Raw genomic sequence first — 15009 nt, forward strand, 5'->3', positions numbered from 1 at the left:
TACGTTCAACTTTCTCACGGGGAACGGGACTTCGCCCGTGGCCCGGCACGCGTCACGGGCGCCGGTAGATCAGTTTCTCCCCGGTGGTCCCGTTCACGCGCTGCAGGCTGCCGTCCGGCAGCAGGGTGATCTCGGTGGCCGCGCCCGGTGTGCAGGCGGTGGGCGGTTCGCCGACCGTCACCGTGGACGGGCCGACCCGCACCGGGCCGTCCGCACCCGGCGCTGCCGCCAGCTCCGCCTGGAACACGCAGTGATAGCTGCCGCCGCCCTCCGCGGGCCCGTCCGCGACGAGGGACAGGACCGTGTCGCCGACCTCGCCCTGCTGAAGGGTCAGCCGCCGGGTGTGCTGCCCGCCGGCGTTGTCGATCGTGGTCGTCCAGGTGCCGAGGTAGCCGTCGGGTATCGCCCCGGCGGGCGTGGACGAGGCCGACGGCGAGGGCTCCGGCGCGGTGGTGGACGCCTCGGGGGTGGCCGGGGCGGAGGAGCCGGCGGGCGCGGCGGCGGTCGGGCCGGACTGCGGGCTCTCGCTGCCGTCCATCAGCGCGTACACCGTCCCACCGGCGGCGAGCGCGACGACCAGCGCCATGGCGACGAGCGCGACGGTGGCGCGGACGCTTCTGCGGGGTGGCTCCTCGGAGGTCACCACGGCGGGCGGGCCGTAGGGAGGGGTGGGGCCGAGACCGCCGTAGGGGCCGTAGGCGTGCGAAGCGGCGGCGTACGGCCCGTTGTTGTACGCGCCACCGACCGGCGCGCCTCCGTTGTGCGGCCCGTACACCGGGACGTACGGCGGTGGCGGCGCCGCGGCCTGCGCGGCGCCCTGCCCCTGGGGCTGCTGGGGGTGGCCCTGCCCCTGCGGGGGCGAGCCGTACGCCGGGTGCGGTGGGGCCGGTGGTGCGGCGCCCTGGGCGGCGGCCGCCGTGGGCATCCGGTCCAGGGGCTGCGCTCCGGGCTGCTGACCCGCGGCCGCCGGTGCCGCCTCGTCGGCGGCGGACGCGTGCTCGGGTGAGGCGTCCCGGTCGGCGTCGGCGGCCCCGGCCCCCTCCGGGTCCTCCGTATCCAGCAACTGCACGGCGTGCCGCCCGAGTTGGGCCACCAGTGCGCCCGGCAGCCAGGGTTCCCGGGACCGCCCGCCGGTGACGGTGTCCTCGGCGCCCGTGCGCCGAAGGATGTCGTCCAGCGTCGGCCGGGCGGCCGGGTCCTTGCGCAGGCAGTGGCGTACGAGATCGGCGACGCCCTCGGGCACGCCGTCCAGGTCGGGTTCCTCCTGGGCGATGCGGAACATCAGGGCGTGCACCCCGCTGTCGGCGCCGCCGAAGGGCAGGTTGCCGGTGGCGGCGTAGGCGAGGACGGAGCCGAGGCAGAAGACGTCGCAGGCGGCCGTGACGCGGTCGCCGCGCACCTGCTCGGGCGCCATGAAGCCGGGCGAGCCGACGAGCGCGCCGGTCCGGGTCAGGCCCCCGTCGGTCACCGTCTCCATCGCCCGCGCGATCCCGAAGTCGATGACGCGGGGCCCGTCGATGGTGACGAGTACGTTGGACGGCTTGAGGTCCCGGTGCACGATCCCGGCGGCGTGGATGTCCTTCAGCGCGTGCGCGAGCCCGGCCGCCAGGATCCGTACCGAACGCTCGGGCAGTGCCCCGTGGTCCCGGCCGACGACCTGCTGCAGGCTCGGCCCGGCGACATACCCGGTGGCCACCCACGGCACGGCCGCCTCGGTGTCGGCGTCGAGCACGGGCGCGGTCCAGTGGCCGCCGACCTGCCGGGCGGCCTGCACCTCCTGCCGGAACCGCGCGCGGAACTCCTCCCGCGCGGCCAGTTCCTTGCGCACCAGCTTGACCGCGACGGTCCGCCCCCGGTCCGACCGCGCCAGATACACATGCCCCATCCCGCCGGCGCCGAGCCGCGCCAGCAGCCGGTAGGCACCGATCCGCGGTGGATCCCCAGGCCCCAGTCTGTCCACAGCGAACCCGCCTCCCCCCATCCGCCCCTGTGCGATGACCGAAGAATAATCCGGCGATACGGGGAGACGGCCGGGCCGCTTTCTACGGTTCCGTAACGGAAGCGAGGCGCCCGTCCCTACGGCTCCACCGCGGCCGTCGGCGTCCCCACCTCGTCGAGCACCCGCGACAGCCGCTCCAGCACCCGTACCGTCTCCTCGAATCCCTCCTCCCCCAGCGCCCGAGCCAGCCGGTCCGCGAAGTCCGCGTAGCCGGGGTCGATACGGCGTACCGCCGCAAGGCCCGCCTGAGTGGGGGCCAGGAGCTTGGCGCGGCGGTGGGCGGGGTTGGGGCGGTATTCGGCCAGGCCCCGTTCGACCAGCAGATCGGCGACGCGCTGGACGCTCTGCCGGGTGATGCCCATCTCCCGGGCGATCCCGGCGACGGGCAGCGGCTCGGGCAGCACCGCGCCCAGGACCTGCCACCAGGCCGCGGTGAGCCCGGCCGGGCGGGCCAGCTCCTCCGCCACCGCGAGCAACTGGCCGTTCAGCCGGAAGACGCCGAGCGCCCCACGGCTGAGCAGGTCCTGCCGCCGTCGGCTCACCTCGCACCCGCCTGTTCGAGGACGGCGTACGCCTCGGCGTCGGAGTCGTGGAACAGCCGGTACCAGGCGTCCAGCACCTCGCTGTCGTACACCCCGAGCAGCCGGAAGACCTCCCGCGCGAAGGCGACCGGCTCGGTCGGCCCGGCGGTGATCAGTCCGCCGTCGGTGACCGCGTCGGCGTCGACGTACCGTTCGCCGCCCTGGTAGCCGGTCGCGGCGAGATAGAAGGAGACCGCGCTGGTGTGGTCCCGGTCGTCGAGCAGGCCCTCGCGGGCGAGCCCGGCGGTGGCCCCGCAGATCGCGGCGACGGGCACCCCGGCGGCCAGGAACTCGCGCGCCTTGCGGGCGACGGGCGCGAGGTCGTCGCTCGTGTCCCAGAGGTCGGCGCCCGGGAGGATCAGCAGCGAGCTGTCCTCGGGCCGTACGTCGTCCAGGGCCAGGTCGGGCTGGATGCCCAGGCCGCCGATGCTGGTGACCGGGGCGGTGGAGGGGCCGACGGTGCGGATCTCGTAGCCGGCCCGGGCAAGATACGCCGTCGCGTGGCCCGTCTCCCAGTCGGCGAGGGTGTCGTAGACGGCCAGATGGACGGGCTTGCGGCTGCTGTTCATGACGTCTCCTGGGTCATGCGGCGAATGCCTATGACAGGATACTGTCACATTCGACAGCATCCTGTCAATGCATCCTGTCCATGCTTTCCGGGGAGGTGCGCGTCGACACTCTGTCGCGGAATGCGCGAGACCCCATACAGGACGCCGATGTCGCGTCCGCATCCCGGACATTTACCCTCGGCGGCATGACCCCTCAGCCCCATCCCGCCGCCGGTGCAGCCGTGAAGGCCGTGGACCGTGCGCACGTGTTCCACTCCTGGTCCGCGCAGGAACTCATCGACCCGCTCGCCGTCGCCGGTGCGGAGGGGTCGTACTTCTGGGACTACGACGGCAACCGCTACCTCGACTTCACCAGCGGCCTCGTCTACACGAACATCGGCTACCAGCACCCGAAGGTCGTCGCCGCGATCCAGGAACAGGCCGCGACCCTGTCCACCTTCGCGCCCGCCTTCGCCGTCGAGGCCCGCTCCGAGGCGGCGCGGCTGATCGCCGAGCGGACGCCGGGTGATCTGGACAAGATCTTCTTCACCAACGGTGGCGCCGACGCCGTCGAGCACGCCGTGCGCATGGCCCGGCTGCACACCGGCCGCCCGAAGGTGCTGTCGGCGTACCGCTCGTACCACGGCGGCACCCAGCAGGCCGTGAACATCACCGGCGACCCGCGCCGCTGGGCCAACGACAGCGGCACGGCCGGGGTCGTGCACTTCTGGGCGCCCTTCCTGTACCGCTCCCGCTTCTACGCCGAGACCGAGGAGCAGGAGTGCGCCCGGGCGCTGGAGCACCTGGAGACGACGATCGCCTTCGAGGGCCCGGCGACCATCGCCGCGATCGTCCTGGAGACGATCCCCGGGACCGCGGGGATCATGGTGCCGCCGCCGGGGTATCTGGCGGGGGTCCGCGAGCTCTGCGACACGTACGGGATCGTCTTCGTCCTCGACGAGGTGATGGCGGGGTTCGGGCGGACCGGTGAGTGGTTCGCGGCGGACCTGTTCGACGTCGTACCGGACCTGATGACCTTCGCGAAGGGCGTGAACTCCGGATACGTGCCGCTCGGCGGGGTCGCCGTCTCCGGGGAGATCGCGTCGACCTTCGGCAGGCGGCCGTACCCGGGCGGACTGACGTACTCCGGCCATCCCCTCGCCTGTGCCGCCGCCGTCGCGACGATCAACGTGATGGCCGAGGAGGGCGTGGTCGAGAACGCCGCCCGGCTGGGCGCCGAGGTCGTGGAGCCCGCGCTGCGGGAGCTGGCCGAGCGGCACGCCTGCGTGGGCGAGGTGCGCGGCGTCGGCATGTTCTGGGCGCTAGAGCTGGTGCGGAACAAGGAGACGCGCGAGCCGCTGGTGCCGTACAACGCGGCCGGTGAGGCCAACGCGCCGATGGCCGCCTTCGCGGCGGCGGCGAAGGCGGGCGGAGTGTGGCCGTTCGTGAACATGAACCGGACGCACATCGTGCCGCCGTGCAATGTGACCGAGGCCGAGCTGAAGGAGGGGCTGGCGGCGCTGGACGCGGCCCTGTCGGTGGCCGACGAGCACACCGAGTAATCACGGTCCGGCATCCGAGCGCGTAAGGTGGCGTGCTCGTGGACCCCCACCACGGGGAACCCACCACGAGCACGCCACCCGCACGCGATGAGGAGACCCCCGACCATGCCCGGCACCGGCGGCAACGGCGCTGTGACCCGCAGCACCCTGCGGCAGCAGATCGCGGACGCGCTACGCGACGAGGTGCTGGCCGGGCGGCTGCAGCCGGGGCAGGAGTTCACGGTCAAGGAGATCGCCGAGCAGTACGGCGTCTCCGCGACGCCGGTGCGCGAGGCGCTGGTCGACCTGTCCGCGCAGGGCCTGCTGGAGGCGCTCCAGCACCGGGGCTTCCGGGTCCGTGAGTACTCCTTCGCCGACTTCCGCGGGCTGGTCGAGGCGCGCAGCCTGGTCATCGACGGCATGTTCCACGCCCTCGACCGCGGCCGGGGCGGCCCGCCGCACTTCCAGGATCCCGACGACCCGTACACGGCCGCCGCGCTCGCGGGCGTGCGGCGGCGCGGCGAGGAGGCGCAGCGCGCCGCCTGCGCCGGGGACCTGACCGTGCTGATCGGCTACGACCTGCGCTTCTGGCGCGAGCTGAGCAGCCTGTTCGGCAACCCCTACCTGGTGGACTTCCTGCACCGGCTGCGTGTGCAGTCCTGGGTGTGCGGGGTGCAGCATCTGCGCCGGGTCACCGATCTGCGGGGTCACCTGTGGGCCGGCCACACCGAACTGATCGACGCGCTCTCCCGGCGCGACACCGACGCCGCGCGCTCCATCGTCGCCGCGCACAACGCGCACGCGCTGGCTCTGATCGAGCGGCTGGCCACCGGCTGACGTGGGTATGGGACCTGCACACGGGGCTCCGCCCCGCACCACACGGATTACCCTTCTTTGACCACTGTGCTATGCGCTGCCCGCGTCATCACCCGCGCCGCCCGCGTTATGAGGAGCCCTCTTTTGGCCTGTGACCTGTGGCTGGTACCGCTCGTCGACGTGTTGTGCCACACGCCCGACAACCCGTTCGCCGAGGAACTCGCGCAATACAACAAGGTGCTCGCCGAGGCCGGGCTGCCGCCGGTGCCGGTGTACCAGTACATGCCGGGACTGTCCGGCGACGTCGCCCCGGTGGCCGGTTTCGACTACGACGCGCTGCACTTCCTGCGCCGCGTGTATCTGCTCCAGGTCTGCGGCCTGCCGGTGACGCCGGTCGACGAACTGGGCGGCGACTACGAGCAGCTGCTGGAGATGTTCGAGACGACGGCCCAGCAGTCGCACCTGGTCTGGCACTACGACCACGCGGGAGCGTACGTCCCTGTCGACTTTCCGCACCCGTTGTCGGACGAGGAACTCCTCGCGGGCGGCGGCCCGCTGGGCTCCACGCAGGCCCTGTTGCGCGAGTTGGAGTTCGTGGCGCCGTCGATCGGCATCGACCCGGCCAACCCTCCGGCGCCGCCCCAACCGCCGTCGGCCCCCACGGAGTTGGAGGAACCCGCCGTACCCGCCCCGTACGACCCGAGCCCGTTCGCCCGCGAACGGCATGTGTGGCTGGGGCTGCACGCGGCGGCGACGCGCAGCCTCGCGCAGGGCTCGATGATCGTGTTCAGCTGAGGCCCGCTCAGCGGGGCTGCGCGAGCCCCTTCTGCAGGTCCTCGCCGGTCATCACCGGGAAGACCTCGGTCCGGGCGTTGAACTGGGTGAAGAACGGCTCCAGTGTGCGCGGCAGTTCGGAACTGTCCTGAAGGTCGAACACGATGAAGCAGGTACGGCGGCCGCCCGCCGGTCCGAAGTAGGCGGCCTCCGGCTTCAGCGGCTCGACGGCCTCCTTCAGAAACTCGAGCAGCTTGCCACTGCGGAGAGCCTCGTTCGCCTTGTCCGTGTCGAGCGTGGCCTTGAGCATGACGCGCATCGCTCGTCACCTTCTTCCGGTTCTTCCGGTTCTTCCGGCAGAGGGCACGTACAACCTCAGGATATGCCCGGTTTACGAGGGTTTTCCTGGCGGGGTCCTGGCGGGGAGGACGCGGGAGCCGGCACCCTCCCCGACCGAGGGTCACCGCTGGCGCGGCAACCTGAGGGTGCGAACGAGGGGCATGTCCGCATACCGCTCGGGCTCGACGGTCAGGACGTGCCGTCCGTCCGGCCAGTCCGGCGTCGGGCGGGACAGGTGGACCGCCTGGCCCAGCCGCCACTCCACTCCGTCACGCAGCAGCGCGCCCACGGTGGCCGCGCCCGCGAGGTCCAGCTCGACGATCTCGACGGCGGGCAGGGCTCCGACGTGCTCGGCAAGCCCCTTGCGCATCCCGTCCGCCGCGGCCAGACACAACGCGGGAACGTACACGTGCCGGGTGGGCCCATGCTCGGTGTTCGACACGAACTGCGAGGCCAGCGAGTTACCCGAGGTCAGCGCCAGCAAGGCCGACTCGTCGAAGACGACGCCGGTCGACCCGGCCCTCATCGCGCTCACAGGCTGTCCACGGGCCGACCGGCCTCCAGGTCCTGCCAGACCTTCTCCACGCGGTCGTGATCCTCGTCGGTGAGCGTCACGCCGAAGTGCGTTTCGCAGTACGCCTTCGTCTCCTCGTACCGCCTGCGCAACTCCTCCTGCGTGGGCGTGGCCCCCGCCAGCTCGGCGATCAGGTCGCGCATGGTCATCCCGCGCTCACGGGCGAGCACCATGAGGCGGTCACGGACAGCGGGATCGACCTTGACGGTGGTGTCAGCCATGGCGGCAGTATACCTTCGGTATACCGCCTCGGTCCGCTCAAGTACTGCGGTCATCGGTTTCCCTTCTTCCCAGGTACCTCACCGCGCGGACACGCGGTCGGGAGTCTTTTCAGGCCTACGCGGCCGCGGCCGACCCCACCGCCGGGTGTGCCGGGCGCTTGTGCCGGAGCCGGTTCTCGACGAGGGCGGCGGGTGAGTACACGCGCCTCGGCAGCCCCTCGGTCAGCGCCGCCCGCACCTGCGCACTGCTCACCCCCGCGTCCCACCACTCCACCACCAGCGGCGCGAGCCGCCACACCTGGGATGCGCCGAGCATGAGGCAGGGATGCGTGATGCCGAGCGAGCCGAGCAGCCTCGCGGCGAGCACCGTGCGCTGATGGACCGACGAGGCGGACTCGCCGCAGGTCAGGTTCCGAACTTTTTCAGGTTCACCCGCACGTGACTCGTCTTCGTACGGACTGTCGAACACCTCGTAGACGGCGACGAGTTGCCCCGTCTCCCGGTCCCCGCGCAGCACCCTCCGCAGATACCGCGATTCCTCCAGCTCACGCAGGGCCCGAGCGATCCGCCCCAGGCCTTCCCTGCGCTGCTCGGCGAGCGCACGGACGGTGACGCGAGTCGCGTCCGGGAGGCTCAATAGGTACGCCAGTACGCCCACCGCGCACCAGGAGATGCTCCGGTCGGAGAGAAGAGTGTGAGAGAGGGCTGAAAAGGCGCGCACGGGCGCCGTACGATGAATGCGCATCTGGAGGGTTAGCTCCTGGTGTCGAGCCCCCGGGTGTTGCAGCACCGCGGGGGCGTTTCTTTGATCCGTTGGCGTGACTCTAAGGGCACGCAGAGCGACGAGCGCAAGCCGGAACCGCCTTTTCCCAGGCGGAAGTTCGCTTGATTCACTCGTGGGAGTGCAAACGAACATCCCCAACTGCTCGTGCGTACGAGCAGTTGGGGATGCGTGGTGAGCGACCGGAGGTCAGAGGGGCGGGGTCACAGGAACGAGTTGATCTCGATCGTCTCGTCCCGGCCCGGCCCCACGCCGATCGCGGAGACCGGGGCGCCGGACATCTCCTCCAGGGCCTTGACGTAGGCCTGCGCGTTCTTCGGCAGGTCGGCGAAGGTCTTCGCCTTGCTGATGTCCTCCGACCAGCCGGGCAGCATCTCGTAGACGGGCTTCGCGTGGTGGAAGTCCGTCTGGGAGTACGGCAGCTCCTCGACGCGCTCGCCGTCGATCTCGTACGCCACGCAGACCGGGATCTGCTCCCAGCCGGTGAGGACGTCGAGCTTGGTGAGGAAGAAGTCCGTCAGGCCGTTCACGCGGGTCGCGTAGCGGGCGATCACCGCGTCGAACCAGCCGCAGCGCCGGTCACGGCCCGTGGTCACCCCCCGCTCGCCGCCGATCCGGCGCAGCGCCTCGCCGTCCTCGTCGAAGAGCTCCGTCGGGAACGGGCCCGCGCCGACGCGGGTCGTGTAGGCCTTGAGGATGCCGATCACGCGGCTGATCTTCGTGGGGCCGACACCGGCGCCCGTGCAGGCACCACCGGCGGTGGGGTTGCTCGACGTCACGAACGGGTACGTGCCGTGATCGATGTCCAGCAGCGTGCCCTGGCCGCCCTCGAACAACACCACCTTGTCGTCATCCAGCGCCTTGTTCAGGACCAGCACCGTGTCGGCGACGTACGGGCGGATCTGGTCGGCGTAACCCAGCAGCTCCTCGACGACCTGCTCGACCGCGATGGCGCGGCGGTTGTAGAGCTTGGTGAGGATCTGGTTCTTGACGTCGAGCGCCGCCTCGACCTTCTGGGTCAGGATCGACTCGTCGTACAGGTCCTGGACGCGGATCCCGACGCGGTTGATCTTGTCGGCGTACGTCGGACCGATGCCGCGGCCCGTCGTGCCGATCTTGCGCTTTCCGAGGAAACGCTCCGTCACCTTGTCGACCGTCACGTTGTACGACGTGATGATGTGCGCGTTGCCGCTGATCAGGAGCTTGGACGTGTCGACGCCACGCTCGTTCAGCCCGCTCAGCTCGGAGAGCAGGACAGACGGGTCGACGACGACGCCGTTGCCGATGACCGGCGTGCAGCCGGGGGACAGGATTCCGGAAGGGAGCAGATGCAGTGCGTACTTCTGGTCGCCGACGACGACGGTGTGGCCGGCGTTGTTGCCGCCCTGGTAGCGCACTACGTAGTCGACCGACCCGCCTAGCAGGTCCGTCGCCTTTCCCTTGCCTTCGTCACCCCACTGAGCACCGAGCAGCACAAGTGCGGGCACGCGCGTACACCCCTTCCGGGCGGGGCATGTCCAAGGTCAGGGGCGTACGCGGCGGGTCGTGCCGTCGCGTGCCCCGCGGCCGTCGTTGGCCGCGACCGTCGGACCGGGTGCCCCGGAATAGACGAAGCCCCTGGCGCAATAGCGCAAGGGGCTCTTGCACAAAGATGCTACCCGAGGAAGCGAGGCATGACCGAGGTGGCGACTTCCGCGATGTCCGATCAGCTGCTGGTGATCATCGATCCGGTCGCTCGGAGGACGGACGGGGAGTCCGTCCGCATCGCGAAAGACGTGCTCAGCGCGGGTGCGGCCACCAAGGTGTGCCTGCCGGACGGACCGGAGGAGTTCGCCCGGGCGCTTCAGCGCAGGGGGTCGCGGCGGCCGGTGCTGATCGGCGACGACCGCGCCCTGGTGCGGGCGGTGTCCCTGCTGCACCGACAGCGGGAGCTGGCCGGAAGTGTGCTGTCGGTCGTCCCCGTGGGGTCCGCCCTGGGGCTCACGGCAGCACTGGGGGTGCCGGTGAGCGCGGTGTCGGCGGCGCGGGCCGTACTGGAGGGCGTCGAACGGCGGCTGGATCTGCTCGTCGACGACAGCGACGGCGTGGTGCTGGGGGCGCTGCGGATCCCGCCGGTGCCGCCGAGCGGGGAGGGCGCGGCGTCGGCGCGGGCGCCCTGGCTGCGGACCTGCCAGTCCCTCGTACGCACCCTGGTGGCGGCCCGCCCGGCGCGGGCCCCGTCGGTGTCCGCGCCGGGGCCCGCGCGGCTGCGGGTCGAGGTCGACGGGTCGACGCTGGTGGATCTGGACCAGCCGGTCGAGGCCGTGTCCCTCGCCCCGGGCGGCTCGGGCGCGGCGGAGGTCGAGGTGCGCCCGCTGTCGGTGGGCGCGGAGGCCACGCCGGTACGGGCGGAGGGACGCACGGTGACCGTCTCGGGAGCGGACTTCCGGTACCGGTCGGACGCGGGGGTGAGCGGGCCGGTGCGGACACGGACGTGGCGGGCGTGGGAGGGGGCGTGGGGGTTGACGTTGCCGGGCGGGTGAAGGGACTCGCGTGGCGGGCGTGGGCGTGGCGGGTGCGGGACGGGGAGTGTGCGTGCCGACGCTGCGGAGCAGGTGAAGGGACTCGCTCCGCGGGCGGGGTGGCGGTGTCGGTCGCGGAGCGAGGCCCGGTCAGGGGTCCTGTCCGGATCACCGGGGCCCGGGCGCAAGGATTCGCCTCATGGTGGACCTCTCCTCACTGGATGTCGCCAAAGCGATACCCCCGGTGACCAGGACGCAGCGTGGCGGGGTGGAAGCGGTGACGGCCATGGAGTACGGCCAGGTACACCCCTACGACGGAGCGCGCGCCCGACGTGATGCGACCGCGGCGCACCCGCCGCGTCCCGCGCACGTCTCGCGAGCCGCTTCAGCAGGGTGCGGGGTGGGAGACACGGGGCGCGGCGCCCGCTGCTGAGTGCGGGTGCGAGCCGCGGGGCGCCGGGTGCCCGACGCAGCGTGCGAGCGCGAGCCACAGGGCGCCGGGTGCCCGACGCAGAATGTGGGCGTATACCGCGAGGCGCCGGGGCACGCGGTGTCAGCCGCGGCCGAAGATCTGCTCCCGGTGCGCGCGCCAGCGTTCCATCAGTGCCGCCAGTTCCCCCTCCAGGTACTCGAAGAAGGCGAGGGTCTCGGCGAGGCGGCGGCCGGCCGGGGTGTCGCGGCCCAGGCTCTCGACGCCCTCGCGCAGGGCGTCCTCCCAGCGTTTCAGCACGGCCTCGCGGTTGGTGAGCGCCTCGTACCACTGGTCGCCGTGCACCCGGTACCGCTCCCGGCGCGAACCGGGCTCCCGCTCGCGCGAGACCATGTGGACCTGGGCCAGGTAGCGCACCGCGCCGGAGACCGCGGCGGGCGAGATCCGCAGCTGTTCGCCCAGCTCGGCGGAGGTCAGGGCACCGGCGTCGGAGACGAGCAGGGCCGCGAAGACGCGGGAGGGCATCCTCGGCATGCCGGCCTCGACGAGCTGCGCCGCGAAGTGCTCGACGAAACGGGAGATCGCCTCCGGATCCCGCCCCTCCGCCTCGCGCCCGCCCGCCCGCACGCCCGCCTGCGCGCTCACACTCTCGCCCGCACTCTCGCTCGGTCCGGTCATCCCCGCATCATCTCCCCTGCTCAGCGCCCGCCCCCGAGTCTACCGACCATTTATACACTTCCTTAACTTCACAATTTTCTGAAGCCCGCGTACGTTCTGAACCATGACCAAGGCAATCACCGTCTCCGGCCTGCACAAGTCGTTCGGCCGGACCCGTGCGCTCGACGGCCTCGACCTGGACGTCGAGTCCGGTGAGGTACACGGCTTCCTCGGCCCGAACGGCGCGGGGAAGTCCACCACCATCCGCGTCCTGCTCGGCCTGCTGCGCGCCGACTCCGGCGCCGCGCAGGTGCTGGGCCGCGACCCCTGGGCGGACGCGGTCGAACTCCATCGCCGGATCGCGTACGTCCCCGGCGACGTGACCCTGTGGCGCAACCTCTCCGGCGGGGAGGTCATCGACCTGTACGGCCGGCTGCGCGGCGGCCTCGACAAGCGGCGCCGCGCGGAACTGGTCGAGCGGTTCGAGCTGGACCCGGCCAAGAAGGGGCGGACGTATTCGAAAGGCAACCGGCAGAAGGTCGCCCTCGTCGCCGCCTTCGCCTCGGACGTCGACCTGCTGATCCTGGACGAGCCCACCTCGGGCCTGGACCCGCTGATGGAGGAGGTCTTCCAGCGCTGCGTCGCCGAGGAGCGCGAACGCGGCCGGACGATCCTGCTCTCCTCCCACATCCTGAGCGAGGTCGAGGAGCTGTGCGACCGGGTCAGCATCATCCGCAAGGGCCGGACGGTGGAGACGGGCTCGCTCGCCGACCTGCGCCACCTGACCCGCACCAGCGTGACCGCCGAACTGGCCGGTCCGCCCAACGGGCTGTCCCACCTGCCCGGCGTGCACGACCTCGACGTACAGGGGCACAGGGTCCGCCTCCAGGTCGACACCGACAAGCTGAACGACGTACTGAAGTCCCTCAGCGACTCCGGCGTACGGTCCCTGACCTCGACGCCGCCCACCCTGGAGGAGCTGTTCATGCGGCACTACCAGGACGAGACCGGCGCGCTCAGCGAGGTGGCCGCGCGATGACCGCCACGGCCTTCGCTCTCCGGGGCACCGGGTCCCGTCAACTGGCCGGTACCGGCACGCTGGTGCGCTTCGCGCTGCGCCGCGACCGGGCCATGATCCCGATCTGGGTGGGCGTGAACGCCCTGATGGTGCTGTCCATGCCGAACACCCTCAAGGGCCTGTACGGCACCGCCGCCGAACGGGCCGACCTGGTCCGCCAGATGGAGACCAACGCCTCCCTGCGCGCCATGATCGGCCCGGTCTTCGACGACTCGCTCGGCGCGCTGACGGCCTGGCGGGCGGGCGTCTACGCCGGTGCGCTCGCCGCCGTGATGAGCCTGCTCATCGTCGTACGGCACACGCGTGACGAGGAGGAGAGCGGCCGGCAGGAGATGATCTCGGCCGGGATGGTGGGCCGCCGGGCCCCGCTGACGGCGGCGCTGCTGACGGCGGCGGTCGCCAACGCGGTGCTGGCGCTGCTGATCGCCGGGGGCCTGGCCGGTCAGGGTGCCGGTGGGGCGCTGGCCTTCGGGCTGGGGATCGCGGGCGTCGGCATGGTCTTCGCGACGATGGCGGCGATCGTCGCCCAGTTCACGGAGAGCGCGCGGCTGGCGCGCGGGCTGACGGCCGGACTGCTCGGCGCGGCCTTCGTGCTGCGCGCGGCGGGCGACTCGGCGACGGACGACGGTTCGTCGGTGCTGACGTGGGTGTCGCCGATCGGCTGGCTGGAGAACCTGCGGGCGTTCGCGGACGAACGGTGGTGGGTGCTGCTGCTGTTCGCCGGGGCGGCGGTGGTGCAGGGCGCGGTGGCGTACGAGCTCGCCGGGCGGCGGGACGTCGGCATGAGCTTCCTGCCCAGCCGACCGGGCCCCGCCGAGGGGCGGCTGGGTACGGCCGGTGCACTGGCCTGGCGGTTGCAGCGGGGCAGCGTGCTCGGCTGGAGCATCGGCTTCCTCCTCGCCGGGGTGGTGTACGGCGGGATGACCGAGGGCGCGGCCGACCTGGTCGGCGACAACGACAACGCCCGGGAGATCTTCCAGCGGATGGGCGGCCAGTCCGGCCTGACGGACGCGTTCCTCGCGGCGATGGTGGGGATGCTCGGGCTCGTCGCCGCCCTCTACGTCGTGGCGTCGGTGCTGCGGCTGCACGGCGAGGAGACGTCGGGACGGGCGGAGCCGGTCCTCGCGAACGCGGTGGGGCGGCTGCGCTGGGCGGCGGGCCACCTGATCGTCGCCTTCGGCGGCTCGGTGCTGCTCATGCTGCTGGCGGGGCTGGGCCTCGCGCTCGGCTACGGCAAGTCGGCGGGCCCGATCCTGGCCGCCTGCCTGGTGCAGCTCCCGGCGATCTGGGTGATCGGCGGGGTGGCGGTACTGCTGCACGGGGTGTCGCCGCGGGTGGCGACGGCGGCGTGGGGCGTCGCCGGGGCGGTCCTGCTGATCGGGTGGGTCGGCCCGGCGCTGGATGTCCCGCAGGCGGTGCTGGATGTGTCGCCGTTCGGGCATCTGCCGAAGCTGCCGGGTGGGGAGATGGAGTGGGGGCCGGTGCTGGTGCTGACCGGCGTTGCGGTGGTGCTGGTGGGGGTGGGGGTGGCGGGGTTGCGGCGGCGGGACGTGATCAGCGGCTGACGGTGGGGGTCAGTCGACGTACTGCTTGAGCCTCTCGGTGTCGAGTTCGATGCCGACGGGGTCGGGCAGCGAGAGTTTGGCGCCGAAGGGTTCCCTCCGGATGGTGCGGTAACCAATCTCCGGATGCGGGTCGCTGTGCAGGGTGACAGTGGTGTTGACGCGGTCGATCAGCAGATAGGCGGGAATGTTCGCCGTGGCGTAGGCCAAGGGCTTCTCGACGCGATCGCGGTGGTACGTGTCCGAGTCGTGCGACGTGACTTCTACGGTCATCAGCACACCGTCCGGCTCCGCCCAGTCGCCCTGGCCGGAGAAGTGCCCGATCGGCGCCAGTGCGCCGTCGGGCACGACCCGTCCCGTGCGCTGCGGCCCCACCTTCAAACCGGCGCCCGGGTAGAGGCCCAGCCCTGGCCGAACCGACATCCACTCGCGGAGCGGCCATGCCACGACCGTCCCGTGGTTGCCGTTCGTCGCCTTTCTGGCCCCGATCCGGCCCTCGACGAATTCCAACCCGACGGTCTCGATCTCACGCTCGGCGAATGCCGCGATCTCCTCGAACTCCTCCACCAGCATGTGGCACGACCCGCCCATCACCGCGATCTCCCTT

16 protein-coding genes are annotated in these 15009 nt (G+C 71.8%); 6 read left to right on the plus strand and 10 right to left on the minus strand.

The window, feature by feature from the left end; genetic code table 11:
- Positions 1–52 precede the first annotated feature (52 nt).
- The 3 genes from KWI83_RS10780 to KWI83_RS10790 form a co-directional block, all read right to left on the minus strand.
- Positions 53–1960, minus strand: a complete 1908-nt coding sequence (locus tag KWI83_RS10780) for a serine/threonine-protein kinase (protein ID WP_218514078.1) — start codon at positions 1958–1960, stop codon at positions 53–55.
- A 116-nt stretch (positions 1961–2076) separates the two neighbouring features.
- A complete protein-coding gene (locus KWI83_RS10785; RefSeq protein WP_218514079.1) occupies positions 2077–2541 on the minus strand; it encodes a MarR family winged helix-turn-helix transcriptional regulator in 465 nt (154 codons plus the stop codon).
- Positions 2538–3149 (minus strand): type 1 glutamine amidotransferase family protein, encoded by a 612-nt coding sequence (locus KWI83_RS10790; RefSeq protein ID WP_218514080.1) that lies wholly within the window; start codon positions 3147–3149, stop codon positions 2538–2540. The genes KWI83_RS10785 and KWI83_RS10790 overlap by 4 nt, the downstream gene beginning before the upstream one ends.
- A gap of 185 nt (positions 3150–3334) precedes the next feature.
- On the opposite strand from KWI83_RS10790, the gene KWI83_RS10795 reads away from it, so the two are divergent.
- From KWI83_RS10795 to KWI83_RS10805, 3 genes are all read left to right on the plus strand, one after another.
- On the plus strand, positions 3335–4690 hold the full coding sequence (locus tag KWI83_RS10795; protein WP_218514081.1) for an aspartate aminotransferase family protein: 1356 nt from the start codon (positions 3335–3337) through the stop codon (positions 4688–4690).
- A 105-nt stretch (positions 4691–4795) separates the two neighbouring features.
- Positions 4796–5506: a GntR family transcriptional regulator gene (locus KWI83_RS10800; protein WP_218514082.1), complete on the plus strand. Its 711-nt coding sequence runs from the start codon at positions 4796–4798 to the stop codon at positions 5504–5506.
- A gap of 123 nt (positions 5507–5629) precedes the next feature.
- Entirely contained in the window at positions 5630–6280 is a 651-nt protein-coding gene (locus KWI83_RS10805) for a hypothetical protein (RefSeq protein WP_218514083.1), read from the plus strand.
- 7 nt (positions 6281–6287) lie between these two features.
- Here the strand turns inward: KWI83_RS10805 and KWI83_RS10810 are convergent, their stop codons facing one another.
- The 5 genes from KWI83_RS10810 to KWI83_RS10830 all read right to left on the minus strand — a co-directional run bounded on the left by KWI83_RS10810 (position 6288) and on the right by KWI83_RS10830 (position 9661).
- Positions 6288–6578: a DUF3303 family protein gene (locus KWI83_RS10810; RefSeq protein ID WP_218514084.1), complete on the minus strand. Its 291-nt coding sequence runs from the start codon at positions 6576–6578 to the stop codon at positions 6288–6290.
- A gap of 141 nt (positions 6579–6719) precedes the next feature.
- On the minus strand, positions 6720–7133 hold the full coding sequence (locus KWI83_RS10815) for a hypothetical protein (RefSeq protein WP_374106289.1): 414 nt from the start codon (positions 7131–7133) through the stop codon (positions 6720–6722).
- The gene (locus KWI83_RS10820) at positions 7130–7393 is read right to left on the minus strand and encodes a hypothetical protein (protein ID WP_256362058.1); all 264 of its coding nucleotides are present in this window, start codon (positions 7391–7393) and stop codon (positions 7130–7132) included. Before KWI83_RS10820 ends, KWI83_RS10815 begins: the two co-directional genes overlap by 4 nt.
- 115 nt (positions 7394–7508) lie before the next feature.
- On the minus strand, positions 7509–8138 hold the full coding sequence (locus KWI83_RS10825) for a hypothetical protein (RefSeq protein ID WP_218514086.1): 630 nt from the start codon (positions 8136–8138) through the stop codon (positions 7509–7511).
- Between the two features lie 239 nt (positions 8139–8377).
- On the minus strand, positions 8378–9661 hold the full coding sequence (locus KWI83_RS10830; RefSeq protein WP_218514087.1) for an adenylosuccinate synthase: 1284 nt from the start codon (positions 9659–9661) through the stop codon (positions 8378–8380).
- A gap of 186 nt (positions 9662–9847) precedes the next feature.
- Between KWI83_RS10830 and KWI83_RS10835 the strand changes: the two genes are divergently transcribed.
- Positions 9848–10696 carry a diacylglycerol kinase gene (locus tag KWI83_RS10835; protein WP_218514088.1) on the plus strand — a complete coding sequence of 283 codons (849 nt, stop codon included), beginning with the start codon at positions 9848–9850 and terminating at the stop codon, positions 10694–10696.
- Positions 10697–11228: 532 nt separating this feature from the next.
- On the opposite strand, the gene KWI83_RS10840 is transcribed toward KWI83_RS10835, so the two are convergent.
- Positions 11229–11783, minus strand: coding sequence for a GbsR/MarR family transcriptional regulator (locus KWI83_RS10840; protein ID WP_218514089.1), 555 nt, complete (start codon positions 11781–11783; stop codon positions 11229–11231).
- Positions 11784–11886: 103 nt separating this feature from the next.
- Between KWI83_RS10840 and KWI83_RS10845 the strand changes: the two genes are divergently transcribed.
- Both KWI83_RS10845 and KWI83_RS10850 read left to right on the plus strand, forming a co-directional pair.
- Positions 11887–12801 carry an ABC transporter ATP-binding protein gene (locus KWI83_RS10845; RefSeq protein WP_218514090.1) on the plus strand — a complete coding sequence of 305 codons (915 nt, stop codon included), beginning with the start codon at positions 11887–11889 and terminating at the stop codon, positions 12799–12801.
- Positions 12798–14405 (plus strand): ABC transporter permease, encoded by a 1608-nt coding sequence (locus KWI83_RS10850; RefSeq protein WP_218514091.1) that lies wholly within the window; start codon positions 12798–12800, stop codon positions 14403–14405. The genes KWI83_RS10845 and KWI83_RS10850 overlap by 4 nt, the downstream gene beginning before the upstream one ends.
- A 9-nt stretch (positions 14406–14414) precedes the next feature.
- Here the strand turns inward: KWI83_RS10850 and KWI83_RS10855 are convergent, their stop codons facing one another.
- Complete coding sequence (locus KWI83_RS10855; RefSeq protein WP_218514092.1) at positions 14415–14975, minus strand: Uma2 family endonuclease; 561 nt, start codon at positions 14973–14975, stop codon at positions 14415–14417.
- Positions 14976–15009: the final 34 nt, after the last annotated feature.

The sequence above is a fragment of the Streptomyces sp. TRM70350 genome (assembly GCF_019219825.1).
In the GTDB taxonomy this organism is placed as follows: Bacteria; Actinomycetota; Actinomycetes; order Streptomycetales; family Streptomycetaceae; genus Streptomyces.